Below are 18,656 nucleotides of genomic sequence, written 5' to 3' on the forward strand. Positions count from 1 at the left end.
ACATAAAATCCTGCTTTATCTACTCATACGATTTAAGACAGAATAGGTTTCACCCAATCTCCCCGCTTGACAGAAAAAGTAAGATTATCTTATTTAATTCAACAATACACGATAAAACTCCTCTTTTCCATAGACCAGGACTGTAAGATTGGGTAGGTCTTGAGGCGTAGAAGATGGTGACAGGCACCTCCCGAAATTTGTCGAATCAATACCAAAAGAACCGCTAAGAGCAAAGCGCTCTCAGCGGTTCAAATGCTTGTATTATTTAGTTTTCCCGAAGGGGATTGTGATGGATTGGGCAGCTTCTATTTTTTTGCCTTCTGCATTTGCTTCATCTGTGTAAGTAATGGTGACTGTATCTCCATCTGTTATGGTCAGCATTTCTTCACTTTTTTCAGCAGACAGGTTAAGCATAACCGTTCCGACAAATACATTCGTATCAGCACCAGTCTCAGTCAGAATAACTTCCAGCAGCTCTCCGTTATCATTTACAGCCTGGACAGCTACTGTGTCGGCTGCATTGCTGTTCAAATTAAGATCCTGATCTTCAACCGTAACTTCAATGAAGGTTTCATCCTGCAGCTTAATGCTAACAGTTCCGGATGAAGTTTGCTTTACTTCCTCAACAACGCTATCTTCCGCCGGCTTTTCTTCTTTTGTCTCAGGAAGGCTGTTTACACCTTCCCCTGGGTTTTCTGCTCCCGCATCAAGATGGATCGTATTGGATTTTCCGAAAACCCCTGAACCATTATCTACTAAGTAAACGGCATAATCTCCAGCCGGTAGACCCGCAGTGTCAATCAGCGTATTCTCTCCGTTATTAGGCGGACCAGCTGAAACAGCGACACCAGATTCAACCAGATCATATAGCTCCTGCTCGGTAATATCCTCGGAACCATGGCTGACTGGAACAAGGAATACCTGGGACAGCTGGTAATCGCTTGTCGCAACATCCAGGATATCGCCTGATTTGTATGATTCCTTTGCTAAAATATACGACCAAATTATATTATAGTTCGCATATACATCCTCAGAAATCATCTTGATATCATCCCTGGAGAGAGGAGCACCGCCTGCTGCGAGATGTTCCGTAAACAATATTTGATATAGCTTGAATTGTTCCCAAGAGAAATAAACATTTTCTGAATAGGATTCTTCAAAAATACCTAAATCATATTTTTGAAGCTCTTGAGGATTTTGGGTGATCTTATCGAAAATCTCCTCATAGATTCTTTCATTCGTATCCTCTACTGCTGTTTTCACATCCTCAAGTCGTAAATCCCGCCCCATCTCTGCTTTCATTTCAGCAAACTGATCCTGGTAATAGCTAACATAAGGATCAAATACAAGATGAGCGATCTCATCAGGAAGCAGGGAATAAATCTCATCGCGGGTCACTTCGCCAGGATTTGAATTAATCTTTTCTAAGATTGAATTCGTTTCTGCGGAGTTGACCTGCAGCAGAATATCACGAATCTCCTCATAGGAAAGCGGCTCGCCGTTATTGCTTTGAATGGCCTCATTTAAGGCGCTGCGGTACCACTCCATGTTTTCCCATTGAACAATATCATATCCATACAGTTCCCCAAGAATAGATGACTCAAATTTTTCAGGACTGCCGTTGATCTCGGCAAGCCTCGCTTCGACCGCCAAGGCATCCCCTTCCACTACAGCTTGCTTTATTTCTTCTTTGGTTAAAGGTGCACCCTTCACTGAAAGCATGGCTTTAATAGCTTCACGGTAATACTCAAGGTTAGACCAATTTATATTCCCTGCAACTTCTTCAAGATCTGAGAGTCCAAAGCTGTCAGGATTAAGATTAATTGCATCCAGATTTGCCTTATCTGCCAGTTCATTTCCTAATTTAACTGCCTCCAGGATTTCTTCGGCAGTCAGGTCACGCTCAAGTTCCGCCAGCATTTGGGCAACTGATTGCTGGTAGAAATCAAGGTTTGAATAATTAATAAGTTCATAGCCTATCAGCTTTCCGAGGTCATTTATATCAAAGCCTTCAGGATTTTTGTTAATTGCATCAAGCCTGCTACCATCAATTTCAGCATTTGCTTTTGTGATTGCCTGTTTAACTTCTGAAATTGTGAACAACTCACCCTCATCTTTTTCTGCCTTCAGCTGTACAAGTGTTGAGCGGTACAGCTCCAGATATTCATAATCAGACCGTACCAAATCGTCCTCTTGTAAAAGGAGGCGAAGCTGGTCCACTTCGGCAGACTGGGGATCGGCTGTTATTTGATTCAGGAAATGAGCTGAATTAATTCCAGCAGCTAATTCATTTAATAAAACAATCGTTAAAGTCTGATTTGTTTCAAGTAAGTCTATAACAGCTTCCCGATAAGCATCCATGAGCTCCCAGCTATAATATGGATAAACAACATGCAGGAGGGATTGATCTTTAAATCCTGCACCATCCCTGATAATCTCAGCCAAACCATATTCCCGGCCCACTTGATTGATCAGTTCTACAACCCTTTGGGATGTCAGTTCTCTGCCAGAGTCAACCTCTGCTTTTATGCTTGTCCGGTATCCTTCTAAATACTGTACACTTATTGCCCAATTACCCGCATCCCTAACAAGGTACTCAACATCTATAATGGTCAATGACAACGGCGCTTCTTTAGCTTTCTTGAAAGTTGCAGCTTTATCGGTTTCCATAATCAGACTCTCTAACTGATATAGCCCCATCTGCCCATTATTCTCATCCAGGAAACTGGCCACTGCTTTTCTATACAAATCAATTCTGTCAGCACTTATAGCAAGGTTTCTTGTTGCCTGCTGCAGCACCTTAAATGAAAATCCTGTTGGGTCACTTTTAATTACATTCAGCATTTCTGCAGCAGCATTTTCTCTAACGGCAGAGTCCACTGCCCAGACAATTTGGCGGATTCTATCAACTGTCAGTCTATCCAGCTCTGCTTTCACCTTTTGCCTGTATTCAGCTATCTTATCTTCATATTCGGGATATATATTGAGCTGATTCAGATCATCTATTGTAAAAGTATCTGGATTTTCGATAATCCGTTTAAGCACTAGCTCCTCAATATACTGCCTATAATTAGCATTTACATCCTCAATGACAGCCTCCAGCTCCGTCAGGCTCAAGTCCTTTTCAAGTTCAGCTTTTTTCTTAGCAATCGCTTCACGATACAACTGGAGGCGATCAGGATAAGCATAAACAGTAACTCCGGCTTTTCTCAGCAGCTCGGCTGTGACGGCTTCCGGATTGGCATTAATTTCTGTAAGGGCTCGTTCTGACACTTCGCTGTTTACTGCCAGCACAAGATCCAGCAGGATATCCCTAGTAAGCTGTGTGCCGGAATGAACTGCGTTTGTTATGGCTGTCCGGTAATCAGCAATATTCTCATCGACCACGTTTTCAGAACCTAAGATCATCCTAAGCTCAGAAGCTTGGATACTCTCGGGATTGCTCTGAATTCTTGGGAGAGTTTCCCTTCCATTTACCTCTTCAAGAATCTCGATTATTTCCTCAATGGTTATCGTGCCATCAGCCTCTACTGCTTCTGCTATTTTCAAACGGTATTCTGCCAGGTATTCCTGCTTAAAGGAATAATTTTCATTAAACAGCGCATCGGTCAGCTGCTCAATAGTCATTGAGGCAGGATGATCATTTATTTCTGCAAGAGCCAGTGCCTTATTCTTCTCTGTTATTGCGTTTTCGACATCCCATTCATTTAATTCTCCGACACTGTTTGCTTTTTCAAGCAATGCCGCCCTATACGCTTCGAGTCTGTCTTCCCTTGCATTTGTAAAAAACAGCTTAATATCCCAAATAGAGGCTCCTTCAGGATTCTCATTAATACGTTCAAGTGCAGCAGCTTCTTTCAGATTTTTCGCTTCATTAAGGATCTGATTTACAGTCTGGAAGATTTCTTCAAAGGTCAAGTCCCTGCCTTTAGTCAGCTGTTTTGCCCCTACCGCTGCACGGAATTCCGGTAAAAGATGCTCATATTCAGGCTCGATATAAATGCCTGAGCTTCTGAGATCTATAATTGAAAAAGCAGCAGGATATTCATTAATATAATCAATCGCATCTTGTCTTTCTCTTTCATTTTCCTGCCTGTTTACGTCCTCCAGGATGGAAATCAGCTCAGCAGCTGAAATATGGCCCCCTTTGGAATCCATATACATTTTTATCGCCATGCGGTATGGTGAAAGCCTCTCTTCTTTAACATATGTGTCAGCCGCCCTCAAAAGAGTACTATAGCTGAACCCTTGTGGATTCTCATTTATTTCAGCCAGAGCTTCCTGTTGATCCTGCTGGTTTACATCTTTTATTACCGACAGCAACGTTTCAAAGGTTAATTCTCTTCCAGCATCCAGCTCTGCCCGTGCTCTGCCGATATAGCCCACCAGCAATTCCTGGTCAATAAAGTTCCAGCCATATAAAGCAGCCAAATGATTGATAGTCAAACCTTCAGGATAAGCATTTACCTGTTCTATAATTTCCCTTTTATTCACTTGAAGAATCACTTCTGCCACCCTGCCGGCTGACATTGGACCGGAAGCTTTGATATCGTCCGAGAAAGCCTGCTTATAATCATCAAGGAATTCCTCACTGAATGAATGGATCTCGACAATGTAGCCAAGCTCCCGCATTGAGATAATGAATGGCGTGTTGTTCAATGTCTCTATTGCATACGTTTTGTTGATATTATTAATCACTTCAGCAATATTTTGCTGGGTAAATACCATGCCATCATCAAGCAGAAGAGACAACTCATCTATATACCTGAATATCAGCCGTTCATCTGCACTTGGAGAAATTCTCCATAAATGATCAATATTAATGAGTTTAGGTTCTGTCATTAACAAATTAATAGTATATGCAACTTCTTTTTGGGCCATTTCCTGGTGAACCCTTGAAAGGGCAGAAAGAATTTCACTATATTGAAGGGCTCTGCCGTTTCTTTCTTTTAACGCTTTTAGCTCCTTGCGATATTCTTCTAAATACTCTTCCCATACATTATAGCCTTTTGAAGCACTCACAAGAGCAGCGTACTCAAAGCTGTCAATATTATCGCTGATATACTGGACAGCTGCATCGGAAACCCTGTCATTTACCTGATTGACAATTTCACTGAGTTGTACAGCCGTCAGCTCTGCCTGAAGTTCTTCCAGTCTAAGTGAGACAGACTCTCTGTAATCAAGGATCAACTCTTTATCAAGCCAAGTGCTGGATAAAACTTTCCTGAGATGGTCCATAGTAAAAGTTTCGGGATTGTTATTAATATAAGCTAATGCCAATTGACTGTTAATATCCTCAATCAGCTGCCTGATATCATATTCCGAAAGGTTTCCTGAACTGATATTAACAGCCTCTACCAATGCGGCACGATAGAACTCCAGGGCATTGCTATCGACCAGCCCATAATGATCTACTGCATCCGAAAGCTGGAAGTACGTCGATTCCTCCGGATTCATGTTAATCGCAGCAAGAGCACTGCCTCTTATATCGGAGTTGACAGCCCTGACAATTGCTATAACTTCTTCCTTTGTGAGATCCCCTTTTTCATTTTGCTTTCTTTCAAGAGCTGCTTGATATTCAGATAGCTGTTTAAAGGCAAAGTCTCCGATAGCTACGATGCTCAATGCATAATAGTAGTCCCTATCTGTATTTATTTCATGCAAGTACGCCTGATCATTTATATCTGCGACCAATTTCGAGATAGCTTTGGCTGAAAGCGGCGCTGACTGGGAAGCTTTATAGTCTGCAATAGCTTTCCGGTATGAATCAATCAGCTGGTACTCTAAATTAGTACTAGAAACAGCACTCAATGCTTCGGTTGAGAAATGTTCAGGATTGGAGTTAATCTCCTCTAAGAACACTTCATGGATGTCAGCAGTACTCAAATTCTTTATGATCTCTACAATTTCAGTGGCAGTTAAAGGGCCTTCTTGAGCGATAACCCTCTTTAACTCTGTCCGGATCACTTCAACCGGTACATTAATAATGTGATATCCATACTCTGCTGCCAAAGTATACAAATCCATCATCTCGGCAGATTCCGGATGGCTATTAACAGCATTTAATGCTGCTTCTTTTTCCATACTGAAAATAGTATTGGAGATTTCTTCGCTGCTTAAGTGTCCATACTTACTATAGGCTGCAGTTAAGGCATCGCGGTAATCCTGAATCCTGAAACTGCCAAAAACATACTGTACCTTATTAAGATCCTCAAAGGTAAACCCTGATAGATTAGAATTGATAGCCTCTATCCCTTCTTCTATCAATACACCATTCAGTCTGCTTACAGCTAATCCAACATCACCAAGGGTGAGGTCTCTATTATTTTCCGACAACACCTTCTTTAGTTCTGCTCTATACCGTTCCAGCTCTTTTTCTTTGACTCCGGAGTCGGAAGCTCCCATCAAATCCTCTGCTGTGAAACCGTCTATGTTCTGATTGATTTTAGCCAGGGATTCCAGGGGGTTTTCATAATGTTCCAGATCATACCCTGACTCAAATTGCTTCAGTGCAGCAAGAGCCTGATTGATTTTTTCCTGTCCAGTAAAATCACTGTCTTCTGCCCCCAGAAGCCTTGCCTGTGCTACAAGCATTTGGGCAATTTGGACTTTGGAACGCACTTCGGCTGCATTTTCTTCGGTAATAAATTCCGCATTCGGTATGGCAGCAAGTGCCTCATTGGCGGATTCAATCGCCTGCTCTTTCAGATCTCCAAACTCAGCGATCTTCGTTTCTACTGCCTCGAGCTTTTCAATACCGGTAAAGTCTGAATCCGCTGCTCCCTTCTGCCTGGCTGCTTCAATAGCATCAGCAGCAGCCTGCAGCTGATCTTTGGCGCTCTGCAGTGTATCCCTCGAAATGGACTCAGGTTCCGGCAGCAGTGCAATGGCTTCATTGGCAGCAAGGATCGCTTCATTAAGCTGGTGTTCAAATGCAATTACTTTGGCCAAAACTGCTTGAAGCTTGGACAATCCCGTGAAATCAGCATCAGTTGCACCCTTTTGGCGGGCAGCATTAAGTTTTATATTGGCTGATTCTGCATCTGCCTTCACTTCTTTGAAATTGGAAACAGTAACCTGGTCCGCTTCAGGCAGGCCGGCAATGGCTGCATTGGCTTCTGAGATGGACTGTTTTTTCTCAATCTCAAGAGAACTGATTTTCTCTTTCACTTCAGACAGTTTGCCGAGATTAGCAAAGTCTGCATCCTCTGCCCCTTTTGCCCTTGCTTCAGCGATGGCTGATTCTGCATTTGCAAGCTTTTCTTTTGCTTCCGAAAGTGTGCTGAAAGAAATATCTGCTGGAACAGGAAGATTTGAAATTGCTTGATTTGCTGCTGAAACAGCTTCGGTGTATTGCTGTTCCAGTTCGGCAATTTTCACTTCAGCGGAAGAGATCTTCTCCAGTCCAGTAAAATCGCTGTCCTCAGCACCTTTTGTTCTTGCAATTGCTACGGCATTCTTGGCAGCAGCTGCAAGGATTTTTACTTCTTTAAAGTTCTGTGCAGTAATGTCTTTCGCTGCAGGTATTTTTCCGAGCGCTTCATTTGCAGTAAGGATCACTTCCTCCAGGGCAGTCTCCATCATTTCAATCGCTCTTTCAGTTTCATCCACCCTGTCAAGCTCAGGGAAGTCAGCATCCACTGCTCCTTTTGCCCTTGCATCAGCAATGGCTTCCACAGCTGCCTGCCATTTTGCCTTTACTTCATCGAGATTTTCTGTCCCTATTTCTTCTGCTGCAGGGAGAGCAGAAATGGCCTGGTTGGCAGCAGTAATAGCTTCCGCGCTGCTATTCTCAAGTTCCAATACTTTTTCATCAGCTTGCAAAAGTTTTTCTATATGTTCAAAATCGGCCTCAGCAGCCCCTTTTTCTTTCGCATCAGCAATGGCTAGCTTCAGTTTGGAAACATCAGCTTTCACCTGTTTGAAGTTGGCAAATGTAATGGCCGATACATCCGGAAGGTTTTGAAGCATTTCATTTACCAGTTCAACTGCTTCAGCTTTTTCACCGAGAAGCTCTGCCATTCTCTCCTCAATCTGATCAATTTTCTCCAGGTTTACAAATCCACTGTTTTCTGCGCCTGCCTGCCGTGCTGCCTCTACTTTGGTCTTAACTGCATTGAGCTCTGACTGCAGTGCTTCAATCATCTCAACCGTAATGCTATCTGGCTCAGGAAGGGAAGCGATAGCTTTATTTGCAGCATCAATCGCAGAAATTCGCGCATCATCCAGCAGGGCAATTTTTGCTTCCACACTAGCCAGTACACTCAATAGTGCAAAATCTGAATCTGCAGCTCCTTTGATTTTTGCCTGTTCAACGGCCGTCCTTGCTATATTTGCAAGCTTACGGACTGACTCTAAGTTTCCTACGGTAATATCATCGGTTTCCGGAAGTGCTGCCAGCTTTTCTACCGCCATACTGATAGCAGCTGCCTTTGCTTGGAGCAGCTCAGAAACAGCAGATTCAACTGCATTCAATTTTGCCAGTAAATCTTCCCCATCACGGATGAAGTCAGAAGGCACGGCTCCTTTTAACTTTGCTTCTGCAGCAGCACGCTTAGCTTCTTCCATTTGCTGTATGATTTCATCAATTGCCTCAATGGTAATGGCATCAGGCTCAGGCAGCTCTGCCAGCTTTGCAAGGACGCTCTCCAGGACTGCTTCCTTCACGCCTTCAAGCTTTTGAATATGCTGCAAAGCGTCGTTCAGACGGCTGTAGTTTTTCACATTTGCATCTTTCTCAGGATTGGCAATCCCGGCTGCCTTGGCCTTATCTGAAGCTGCCTCTGCTGTGGCTGCATCATTTTTCAATTTAGGCAATCCGGCTGAGGTAATATAAGGTAAATATTCCTTCTTAGGCAGTTCAGCCAGCTTTTCGTTCAATTCCTTAATTGCATCCATCTTTGCTGACAGCTGTGTTTTCAGCTTATTCAACTCATCAATCAGATTCTTGCTTCCCTCAATAAAATCCGTTTTAGCTGCTCCAAGCGAGATAGCAGTTACTACATAAGCATCTGCTTTTTGGATGCTTGCGAGGTCCTTTTCCGTCTGTTCGAGCACCTTCTTAATCTCCGCTTTTGCCAGGTTTACACTGGTGTTCCTGACCTTCTTCAAGTCTTCATTCACTTCTTCTGTTGCACCCTGGATCTTACCGGCATTCCCGATTGTTTCAAAGTTCTGGATAGCCCCAGCTTTTCCGCCTGATAAATGAACAGCCGACTTTGCTGAGAGCTTTGAGATTTCTGCTTCAACCTTTAAGGAAACTGCTTTCTCTGCTAAGACTTCAGGCTGTCCAAAGCTGCCATTGATCTCAGTCTCCCCTGCTGTCATACCCCCATTAGCGAGGATAATTTTCGGGATGGAAATGCTTCCCGCTCCTGAGCTTAACTTCGCAGGACTCTTAAATGTAACAGAGGGAAGATCAGCTGCACTTCCTTCTTCAGCCTGAAGGGTAACATGAAGATTTTCCTGCCCTTCAATGGTTATGCTGCCTGCTGAAAAGTCAGGCTTAGCCGTTACTGTTACATCCTTTTCGAGAATGATATTGGTGCTATTGTAATTTCCCGCGAGCTGCACTTCGGACGCGCCGGTTGGATTGGAAGGTGAAATCCTTAAGCTGCCGATTGTGCTGCTGCCATCGCTTTTCAGCCTGATTCCATTATCATCACTGACAAAGACAGAATCTGCTTTAACATGATTGAAAACAATAGTGCCTACTTTCCCTGATAGCACTTTGATGGCTGATGCTTCGATATTATCAAGTGTTACCTCGCCTTCATCCCCTGGATCAAGAACCAGCGTGCCTGAAATCACCAGGTTTTGAAGAGTTGCACTTCCCTTGACCGTTACATTTCCATTGACAGCGGCACTGTTTCCAGTTGTCGGTGCTCCATAAACTGCTCCTGATGCCGGGTGGATTAAGTAGCTCCTGGAGTAGGTACGATTGTTTTCAAAGATGTTCCCAGAAACAGCCTGTTCCGCAGCTGGAGTCGCTGCTGCAGTAGCAGCTGTACTGTAATTTCCGGAAGAGTCAACTGCATAAACAGCAAATGCATAGTCCACATCATTTGACAGGCTGGCAATATCAAAAGAAACCCGGCCTGAACCTTTTTCTGTCACAGTAGCCTTCTGGGCTCCTGCAGATTCCCTGGAAACACTTTTCCCTGCAAGATAATAAATCTCATAATGGCTGAAATCAGCTTCGCTGCTGGCATTCCAGGATAATGTCACTTTTGTATGATCAGAGACAGCAGAAAGGCCTGTTAAGCCTTGCGGCGGCGTCTGGTCGGAAGGAATCGGACTTCCTGTGTTAACCGGTGCAGCTGCAGCAGCATCAGGATTATCCTTTCCATTTAATTTAGCGATATTGCCTTTAACTTGATTATAGTTTGTGATAACATCTGCAACTTTGCTGGCAGCAGAGTAATGAAGATCGCCAATTTTCAAACCATTCTCCAGCGTTATAGCTGCACCTGATGCCTCCAGCATCTCAATCTCGCCTGCTCCCTTCAAGTGGATCGGCTTTTCATTCGCAAATGATGCCTTTTGTACCTTGCCGTTCAGCTCTAACTTTGCTGCCTGTCCTTTTACCATCAGCTGCGGGATAGTATTTTCTGATGATAGAACTGCATCTGCAAGAACCTCAGCAGAACGAACAGCTGTCGGTCCTTTCAGCTCAATCCGGCTGCCCATTGCGGCTGCTTCAAGGGCATTCAGTTTGGAATCATTAAAAATAGCCACAGCCTTCCCATTGATAACTGTACTCTTTTCTACAGACAGACTTTTGCCGGTAAAAGAATTGGCCGCTTTTGAAGTGATCGTTAGACTGCCTTTAATATTGATGTTCTCAGCAGTGATAAAATCTCCGTTGATGACCATGTCACCGTTAACGACCCCTCGTTCTCCTTTAAGAACGACATTGCCGGAGTTGTCCGGTTTCTCTGTTCCTGATGCATTAATCTCCAGGTAAGTAATCTCTGTAATTTCGTTCTTGTCTTGATTATATTTAATACCTGCACCTAATAGTGCATTTTCATTTTCCTTGCTGAAGAAAGGTTTTAGCTCTTTAGAATATGTATAGGCCTTACCATCGATATAAACTTTGCTTTCCGCCAGTTTTTCTATAGTGGCTGCTTTTTCCCCGATCACTTGCCTGAAAAGGAATACTGAAAATTCAGCTCTGGACACATTGCCTTTGGGATCAAATAAGAATCCTGCTTTTCCTTTTGTGACCCCTGCCTGGTAGAGAGTCTTCACATTTTCCAAGTGGGCTGGAGAAATCTCTTTTAAATCCTTAAAGGGAACTTGAGCGCCGCTGGATTTTAGCTTAAACGCCCTGACTAAAGCTGTAGCCATTTCTTCCCTTGTCAAGGTGGCGTTAGGATTGAAGTATTCCCCTGTCCCCTTGAAGATTCCTGCCTCCTGCACAGCAAGAACTGATGAATAAAAGGCAGACTCCGGACTCACATCTTTAAACCCTTTGCCGCTTGACGGCGCTTTGAGGTTCAAAGCACGCGTGAAAAGCTTAGCAGCCTGCTGGCGGGTGATAGCTGTTCCCGGTCTGAAAGTGCCATCGCCAAGCCCATCGATCACCCCGGCCTTTACAAGATGTGAAATCTCTTCATAACCGAAGCTCCCCTTCTTTAAATCCGAAAAGTCTGCCGCTTCAACTGAATTGGCAGCTGCTGATGCAACAATTGAAGTAGTGACTGCAGCAGCTAAGATCTTTTTCCTATTATTTTTCATATATTAACCTCCAATGGTAAAGTTATACATTTATATTATACTAGTAAATTAGTCTCGATTCCATAAACTTCTAACAAAAGTAGGTCTTTTTTCATTCGTCTTGTTCAGCATAATAAATTTATATGATTAGAGCTTATAAATTATATATCAACATAGAAAAACTAAATTTCACTTTTTCACAATAAGGTAGAACAATACTTTCTAACCTTGTATATCGTTATTCTAAAATAATTATCAGCTACCATTCAGTATAGTAAGAGCACAAAAAGCAGGCTGCTTCAGCAGCCTGCTTTTTTCACTTTGTAATTGTATCATCCATCAAACCGGCGGCTATAAGGAAGTTCGCCAGAATTTTGGCCATATGATCTCGCCTTGTATAGCCATTCGGGTCAAAACGGCCATCCTCACGCCCAGATACTATACCAGCCTGATAAACAGCTTCAATTCCTTCTTTCGCCCATGGTGCAAATTGGGCGGCATCCTTGAAATCTGAAGCTTTCTTACTCTCTTCTAACACATTCTTGTTAAAGCCAATGAACGGAATGTCCATAGCACGGCTGATCATGGCAGCGGCCTGTGCCCTTGTAACCCTCTCATTCGGGGCAAAATTCCCATCCTCTTTGCCCTGAATGATGCCCGTTTGAACAGCTGCCATCAATTCACCTTCGCTGTTGAACCATTCAGTCCCTTTTACATCCTTAAAGCGATTGTCATAATCCACAGCCGGAAGGCCGAGGGCGCGGACAAGCAAAACAGTGAATTGTGCCCTGGTCATCTCTTCTAGCGGTGCGTATGTTCCATCTGCTTTTCCTTTAATGATATGTTTGGATGCGAGGGTCTCTATATAATCAGCCGGCCAGCTTTTCCTGTCTACATCCGGGAAGGATACCTTATCTTCTGAAACTGCAAAGACAGTTCCGGCCAATGATTTAAATTCTGCTGTTCTGCCCTTGAACAGTGCTGGTACTGATGAAATAGCACCAGTGCTGTTCAAACGGATGACAGAAGCGGTTTTAGCATTGAATTCTTTGCTGCCTGCCAGCTCATAGTTTAAATAACTGCTGAAGTTTTCCAGCGCCTGCTTCTTCTCTCCAGCTGCCGCTTCTGCAGTAAATTCCATCACCTTTGATGCCAAAGTCAGCTTATTCTTTTCTGCCATTTCTTTAAAAGCAGGTTCAGCTGCTTCATTAACAGAGATGACGATGGATAGATTCTCGACATCGGTCCCCATTTTTTCCGCCAGCTCTGCTGTCTGAATCTGGCTGACTGGCAGGGTAATGCTTGCTTCACCATTCTTTATGCGGATGAATGCATCTTTCTGCTTAGCTGCGGCATCCCTGAAGAGAACTGCAGGAATGCTTGCTGCTGCTGTTTCACCCTTCGCAGTCTTCTCCAGCATGATAGGAATTACTTTCTTTTCCCCATTCAGCATGCTGATAATTCCCGGAACCTGGCTGCCCTGGACAGCAGTGACAATCTCGTTCTGCTTCCGTTCAATCTGCACTGCACCGGCTGGAAGAAGAATTTCTCCCGGCTTTTGCTCTGCAGGAGGTGCTGCAGGCGGCTGCGATGGCTGGGCTGGACCCTGGTTCCCATTGTCTCCCCCGCCAGTTCCATTGCCGGTAGTGAATGACCAGATATCTGACAATGCTTCCCCTGAGAATTCATCATTCACCCGGACATACCATCCGTACAGTTTATTGGCCTCCAGGCCGGCCCATCCTGTTTCCGCCGCTTTCTTTCCTGACAGGGTCTGAGTCTCCCCGATCTGGCTGTCTGTATAAACCTTCACCTCAAGCCTGTCAGTGGAGACGACCTTCTCCTTCGGCTCCAATGGAAGATCGATCACAAACTCATCTTTGCCCGGATAAGAATCTGCATCGTAGAAATTATAATCGTTCAGATACGGAGAGTAAGTTTTTACATATATCTTATTTTCTGAAGGATTGACATGCAGGAGACGCATATATCCCTGTCCGCCTTCAGGCCCTCCCTGGTAGTCAGCCAGCATTTGGTACACTTTCCGGTCCGGTGTGCCATCCCCGTCATCATCAATCTCATCAACGAGCGTTTCGCTATCATGATAATGGCCGCAAAGGACGGCCAGCACGTTTTTATTTGGCTTTACAATTTCTTCAAAGATTTTGTTTCCAAGCGGACTTCTATTGCCCGAAACAAGAAGGTATTCATGGAAGTTCAGGAACGCCATCCGGTCCGGATATTGGGCAAGCACATCCTTCAGCCATTCAAGATCAGCATCCTCAACGCCCCAGCCCATATAGACCATAATATAATCATTGCCATTTACACTGATAAGGTCGTAATGGCCGCGATTGTCTTTATAAGATCCTCCATAATACGGCTTGTCTGCAAATCTCTCTTCTCCAAAATACTGGGAGTATTGGGTATAATCATTGGTTTTATGATCTACATCATGATTGCCTGCCAGGACCCCGTAAGGTATATTTGCATCTTCGAGCACGTTCATATACTCATCGGCATATGCCCATTGCTGGGGATCTGTGGAAACATCAACCAAATCTCCTGTATGGAAAACATAAGGGATTTTCAGATTCTCCTTGTTGGCTGCCACCCAGTCTACCATTTTTTTATAAATATGCGGGTAGCTCTCTGAATAATATTGCGTATCCGACATCCAAACCATTGTATAATCAAATGGCGTTTCTGCTGAAATTTCATCCTGGACCATCACTTGTATCTTTTGGTCCTTCATATATTGTTTGCCCTGCACTGAAGCAGTCAGAGTGAAATCATCCTGATCTGCCACCTTCCACTGCTGGACCTCCCACTTTTCACTATCAAAATTCCAGACATACATGCTGACTTTTCTTCCCAAAAGGGATTTCCCTTCCCAGTCTATCTGGATGATGTCTGTTTCATCTACTTCCGAATCGACCTTAACTTCGAATCGCTGATAAGGGAATTTTTCTACAGATGACGTTGTTACATACTCGCCATCCTTATCGTTCATTTTATCTTCCTCTGCTGCAGCCAGCAAAGTCTCCCCTGCCGGAATCATTTCTGCCGGAGGCTCCCTGTCAGCTGAGTTGGAGAAGACACTTACTTCTGCATCTGCCGGCTTGTATTCAAAGCCTTTGTAAAATCTGACAGACAGATCATCATTAGTAGGGTCGGAAACCTCTACTGACAGCTTCGCATCTGTTTTTACATCTTTTGCCCCGTCTTCGGGAGAAAGTGCCTTCGGCTTGGCAGGATGTTCATCAGCAGTTTTAAACACTACAGATTCTTTACCTGTATTGCCGACCAGGTCGATTGCAGTGATTTCAAAGGTATGTGAGCCCGGATCCAGCTGGGCAGAGCCAGTATCATATGGCAGGGTAACTTCCTTGCCATCAAGAGTGGCTGATACGGAGGTTACCCCGGACCATTCATCTTCTACATCCGCGTCCAGTGTAAAGCTGCCTTTATATTCCTTGCCATTTTCTACAGAAGCTGAGATGACTGGTGCAGAATTATCGACAATCACTGTCGATGATGCTGAGTCAGCCCCTTCGGTGGCTGTTATTGTATGCTCGCCCTCTCCGGCTTCAAGGGTATTCCACTTATAAGCTTTGGCAGCGAATTTTTCTTCCGGCACCTCGAAAGAGAAATCATATACAGGCTTGGCTGAGCCTGCGTCTCCGACAGTCAATTCCTTTTCCTTGTCGCTGTATGCCGGGTCATATATGACAGTCCCGTCGCTTAGGACTAGTCTGGCATTTTTAATATAAAAGTCATCACGGTTTTCCTCTGATTCCTGATCAAAAGGAGATACCTTTGTGCCTGAGCGGACGGAGATGACAGCCGGTTCATTCAATGAAAGCTTGTCCGGTTCAATAGGAACAGTCATTGTTACATATGAATTGATCGTATCGTCAAATATCTTTAAAACTTCATCACCCATCGTAACGCCATTTTGGAAAAATAAATTTGTCTTTTTAACATCAAATGCAAAGTAGGCCTGTTTTTCCAGCGCTTTATAGGTTTCTGCTGCAACACTCTCTCCATCGATTTTGAGTTTGATATTTTCATAACTGCCCGAAGCAGAGGCTGCTTTAAGAATTGTCTCTTTTGTAACAATAGAGTCATTCTTAACATTCAGGCGCAGTCCTGTTTCTTCTTCTCCGCCTGTTATTTTAATCCCTGCCGGCTCTGACTCGATTGTATGGGTTCCATCTGAAACGAGCGTATAATACTCGACTTTATCTTTTCCAATCAGCTCCGGAGAGTAGATTTTGAAATGATAGAGGCCATCATCATAGCTTGGCTGCAGATCAGCCGATCTGTATGCCCCATTGCTGTCCGTTCTGTAGAAGAGGCGCATTGTTTTTACATCCTGGTCATCTGCGGCGTCAAACAGGAGCTGCAGATCTTCCTTCTCGTTTACTTCTGTGATACTGGAAAGATCCTCAATGGCAGGTGCTTTTGTGTCTTCCTTAAGCTCTGCCTTTGCTGCCGGGACCTGGGCCTTCATGACCGCACCAGGGGTTGCATTGTCTGCCCCCGCACTGATTTTGACCATTTTGGTTGTTTTATCAGTAGGAAATGCATAAAATATGCCCTTATTGGCAGCAGTATCCTTCTTATTCGGCTCATCATTATAGAAGGACGCTGCTATTTCCCGGCCGGTATTAGTCGCAATGACAATGCCCCTGTCCCCTGTATTGGCCATCCCATTGGAAACCATTTTAAAGAGATTCTTATTTTCTTCGAGATTGGAAGAGTAATTGCTGTTAAAGTCTTTTGCTGTTTTATCAGTATTTCCTGTGTTGATAATCCAGAAAACAACAGCTTCACCTGAAGGTATAATAATATCCTCTTTTTCCGGCCCCCAGATCAAGTCTGCTTCGGGCCCTTCCATCGGATAGCGGTAGCGGATTTTATAATCCTTAAAGTTAATAGGTTTATCTGTATTGTTATATACTTCAATAAATTCATAGCCATCCAAGCCGTTCACATTAGTAGAATCAGGCACAACTTCAGTAATGAGCAGCGGCGGCACTTCATTCTTCGCATATTGGGCCGGTGTGATATCCGCTGTAGCCTCACCGGTGCTGCTGGAGTTGATTCCGTCGGTTGCTTCTATTTTGTAGACAATCTGTTTTGACCGCAGATCCGCTTCAGGGATGACTGCTTCATAAACATTTTCAGCTTGCCCGCTTACAAGCATTTTGACCGTTTTCCATTCAGCTGCTTCTGCAGCCCGGTAAGAGAGGGAAACAGCCTGCACTTCTGTGTTATCTGTAACGGTTGCTGAAATCACCGCATCCTGTCCGCCTTCAATTTCAGTCTGTACTTCATGGGTAATGACTGGAGCTTCACTGTCATCTGACAGCTTCACCGGTTCTGAAGGTACCTGTCCAGGCAGAACTGACCCTGGTGCTGCTTTTTCGCTGATTCCAGCCTTCACCATATCTCTGCCGGCTGCTGGAGTTTTATAAGTGATGCCGCTATTCTGGTATACATCAGCACTGCTGTTATTATAAGACGCTTGCGCAATCTCTGTGCCAAGATCATCGGCTATGATCAGCGTGCGTTCCGATCCGTTTGCCATCCCATCATTATGAATTTCAATGACCTGGCTGGCATCCAGGCTGGTGCCGTAATTCTCATTGAAGCTTTCCAGCCCGGTTTCATCATTGGCCCCATTTTTGATCCAGACCACGGCAGAGCTCTGCGGCTCTATCATCTTATCTTCAGCAAGATCCCAATTTAGCTGGTTATTATTCGGGTATCGATATATGATTTGATAATCTTTCAGGTTTATTGCCTGATCGGCATTATTATAGATTTCAATGAACTCGTACCCATCCTTGCCATTAACATCTGCAGTATCAGGAGTGATTTCCGTGATCATCAGCCTTGGCTTTGACTGGGGTTCTGTTTCTTGAACAGTTTCTATCTTTGTTTGAACAGGCATTGATTTATCTGCCGGAAAGGCAGTTGTATTCATTCCATCTGCTGCTTCGATATAATAGGAAAGTGTACCGCCCAAATAGTCGGCAGACGGTATTGCCGCTGCATATGTATTGTCACCATTTTTAACAAGAGGGACAGACTTCCACTTCATGCTTGCATGGCTCTGATAATAAACCACAGCAGTCAGCAGCTCCTGGTCATCCTCTATAACCGCTTCGATTTGAAGATCCTGGCTGCCTTCCACCGTATCGGCAGGAGTATGGGTGATGACTGGAGCCGTATTATTTTCTCCCTCTGGCACGGAAATTTGACCAGCACTAATTATTCCCGGTGAAGGTGCTCCTTTAATCTGAAATGGGAGCATTTCTGCTGATTCCGGCTGGCTTTTAAAATGCTTAGAGAGCCCTTCTCCTGTTTCATCCCTAACATAGCTGGCAAAAGAAACCTCGGCATTCTGGCCGTCGACAATTTTTATTCCCCTATTGCCAGTGTTGGCCATCCCTGTGAATCCGCTTCCTGTGAACTCAAGAATTGCTTCATCCGGCAGCTCAGCTTCATAATGGTCCCGGAAATCCTCTTTGGTTTTGGAACTTTTGTTATACCAGAGAACGACGGTTTCATTCGGCTTCAGAACATACTCTTCAAAAGATAAAGGCAAATCTCCGCCTTTCCCGTCTGTATATACATAGTAAAACTGAAAGTCTTTAAGGTTTATCTCCTGAGCTGTTGGATTATGCAGCTCAAAATACTCATAATCCTCTGCACCCTTAATGTCAGGAGCAATTTCCGTAATCAGCAGCGAATCAAGCTTCAGCGCTTCCTCCGCCTGAACCGCAGACGAAAAAGGCGCCAGCATGCCGCCCGTAAGCATTGAACTCATCAGCAAATGACCAAATTTCGATCTCTTTTTCCCCATCCCTCAACAAACCTCCCCAAATTTCTCTCAATCCAATTGTAAAAATGGAACATGAAGG

The 18,656-nt window shown here is 44.1% G+C and carries 2 protein-coding genes; both read right to left on the reverse strand.

The genetic code is table 11. The features are described from left to right. Window positions 1–261: 261 nt before the first annotated feature. Entirely contained in the window at window positions 262–11,742 is an 11,481-nt protein-coding gene (locus tag N288_RS20675; RefSeq protein ID WP_022544421.1) for an S-layer homology domain-containing protein, read from the reverse strand. A 295-nt stretch (window positions 11,743–12,037) separates the two neighbouring features. Then, entirely contained in the window at window positions 12,038–18,598 is a 6,561-nt protein-coding gene (locus N288_RS20680) for an S-layer homology domain-containing protein (RefSeq protein ID WP_009792930.1), read from the reverse strand. Window positions 18,599–18,656 lie beyond the last annotated feature (58 nt).

The sequence above is a fragment of the Bacillus infantis NRRL B-14911 genome (genome assembly GCF_000473245.1).
In the GTDB taxonomy this organism is placed as follows: domain Bacteria; phylum Bacillota; class Bacilli; order Bacillales; family Cytobacillaceae; genus Bacillus_AB; species Bacillus_AB infantis.

Coding starts and splice junctions, on each gene's coding strand:
- N288_RS20675 (WP_022544421.1), bottom strand. CDS start 11,742: ATGAAAAATAATAGGAAAAAGATCTTAGCTGCTGCAGTCACTACTTCA.
- N288_RS20680 (WP_009792930.1), bottom strand. CDS start 18,598: ATGGGGAAAAAGAGATCGAAATTTGGTCATTTGCTGATGAGTTCAATG.